General features: G+C 68.5%; 2 protein-coding genes and 1 pseudogene. 2 read left to right on the top strand and 1 reads right to left on the bottom strand.

What is annotated here, in order from left to right; translation table 11 throughout:
* A partial coding sequence (locus DQP56_RS23890) for a Fic family protein (protein ID WP_526022720.1) occupies positions 1-408 on the top strand: 408 nt, incomplete at its 5' end.
* Positions 409-826: 418 nt separating this feature from the next.
* On the opposite strand, the gene DQP56_RS23900 is transcribed toward DQP56_RS23890, so the two are convergent.
* Positions 827-1,597 (bottom strand): HAD-IB family hydrolase, encoded by a 771-nt coding sequence (locus tag DQP56_RS23900; protein ID WP_234825811.1) that lies wholly within the window; start codon positions 1,595-1,597, stop codon positions 827-829.
* Between the two features lie 504 nt (positions 1,598-2,101).
* On the opposite strand from DQP56_RS23900, the pseudogene DQP56_RS23910 reads away from it, so the two are divergent.
* Positions 2,102-2,330 (top strand): annotated as a pseudogene (locus tag DQP56_RS23910) (septum site-determining protein Ssd); the annotation flags it as partial.

Genomic DNA, 2,330 nt, shown 5'->3' on the forward strand with positions numbered 1-2,330 from the left:
CTGGTCGACGAAGACCACCTCGGCCGGCCGACGGGCGGCGGCGAGGTCGGGCGCCGGCTGGAGCTGCTGGCCGACCTGGCCGCCGGCGGCACCAGGGCGCCGGCACCGGTGTTCGCCGCGGTGGTGCACGGCGAGCTGTTGACGCTCGCGCCGTTCGGCAGCGCCGACGGTGTGGTCGCTCGGGGCGCGGCCCGGCTGGTGACGATCGCCAGCGGGCTGGACCGGCACGGACTCGGCGTCCCCGAGGTGCACTGGATGCGCAAGGCGGGCGCCTATCGCCGTGCCGCACAGGCTTTCGCCGACGGTTCCACCGAGGGTGTGACGGACTGGCTGCTGTTGTGCTGCGGTGCGCTGCACGCCGGCGCGCTGGATGCGCTGGGGATAGCTGAAGCGGGCGCCAAGCGCTGAATCCCGGGCCGTCGGAGCAAAACGAAGCGGGCGGCGCTCCGATGAAATCGGCTCGCCGCCCGCTAGTACGGTACACGGTTACCAAGCGTCCAACGTGGGTTGCGTGGGTGGCCTCGGCGCTCGTGCGGTGCTCCTCGGCTGCAGCCCCACCCAAAGGGCTGTCGGGACCGATTACGTTCCGCAATTACGCAGGCCCGCAACACTTCTGCCATCTTCGCGGCTGTGGCTCCGCGTGGGTACCGCTATCCGTACTGGGAAGTGCGGCTCGGGAGGTCGATCCTTCTCTTCCGGAGCGACCCTGGCCTTGCCGGCTTCCGTGCCTCCTTTGTACTACGTGACGCACGACACAGCAAGGCCTAATCGCAAACGTCGTCGACGACGTCACCGGATTGTGACCGCGTGCGTTTGCTGGAGTGGGTCAGAACACCCGGTGTCGCAGCAGCGAGTAAGTCAGCGCCCCGGCAACGACAGCGCTGATGCCGACCGCGGCGGTGGTGGCCACCGCGGCGCCGGACGGGGCCGGCAGGCGGTCACGCAGCGACACCGGCCGCGAGAAGGTCAGCACCGGCCAGCCGTTGGCGACCGCCTCCTTGCGCAGCGCGCGGTCGGGGTTGACCGCCGAGGGGTGACCAACGGCCTGCAGCATCGGCAGGTCGGTGATCGAATCCGAATAGGCGTAGCAGTGCTCCAGCGGGTAGCCCTCCCGGGCGGCCAGCTCCCGGATGGCCTGCACCTTGCCCTCGCCGTAGCAGTAGAACGCGATCTCGCCGGTGTACTTGCCGTCGGCGACGACCATGCGGGTCGCCATGGCGTGGGTGGCGCCCAGCGCCCGGGCGATCGGCGCGACGATCTCCTCGCCGGAGGCCGAGACCACCACCACGTCGCGACCGCAGAGCTTGTGATCGGCGATCAACTCGGCCGCCTCGGCGAACACCAGCGGGCTGACGATGTCGTGCATCGTCTCGTTGACGATCGCCTTGACCTGTTCGACGTTCCAGCCGGTGCACATGTTGGTCAGATGGGTCCGCATCCGCTCCATCTGATCGTGGTCGGCCCCGGACAGCAGCATCAGGAACTGGGCGTAACTCGACTTGAGCACGGTGCGACGGTTGATCAGCCCCTGGTCCATAAAAGGTTTGCTGAAGGCCAGCGCGCTGGACTTGGCGATGATGGTGTGGTCGAGGTCCAGGAAGGCGGCGGTGCGGGTCCGGCTGCCGGTGTCCCTGGGCGGTCCCTGCGGCTGCGGCTGCCGGGTGTCCGGGTCGGAGGCGATCACGGCTACAGCATAGGTGCGGGGGCTGGCGGAACCGGGGCTATGCCGGAAAGAGCACTTCAGCGGCCGTGCGGTCCCGAGTGTCGCCATTTGATGACAACACTTGCGCCGGACCGGCATGTCGTGTGTATAGTGGCCTCACTCGGCTTATGCTGAGGGTGTATCGGCCCGACCCCCCGGGGTTGATACACGACGACCTCCGCCTCCTCCCCCCCTGGCGGGGGTCGTCTTTTTTAACCGGTCATTCTTCGCTGGAACGAGCACTGGGCCTTCCCGGAAGTACCGAAAATCGCAATTATGATCCGATTGGTACTGATATTGCGTTGCCTCCTGTCGGATAGTTCTGCACAGTCGCGGTAACGCTCCACAACTGGCGCGTAGGGCCTGGCGCGGCAGCGGTCGCACCGCCACGGTGAGGGCGTGAGCACAACCGCCGGCCTGTTGACCCTCATCGCCCAACCCGCGATGCGCGACGAACTGGCCCGGGTGGCTGCGGCCGTCGGCGTACGGGTCATCCAGCTCGATGCCACGTCGGTGCCGAGCCGCAAGGCCTGGACCGCGGCCGCGGCCATAGCGGTCGATGAGGCGGCCGCCGCCCGGTGTTCGGCGGCCCGGCTGCCGCGCCGCGCGAACGTCCGAATTCGACCCG

It is taken from the genome of Mycolicibacter senuensis (assembly GCF_003284925.1).
GTDB lineage: Bacteria > Actinomycetota > Actinomycetes > Mycobacteriales > Mycobacteriaceae > Mycobacterium > Mycobacterium algericum_A.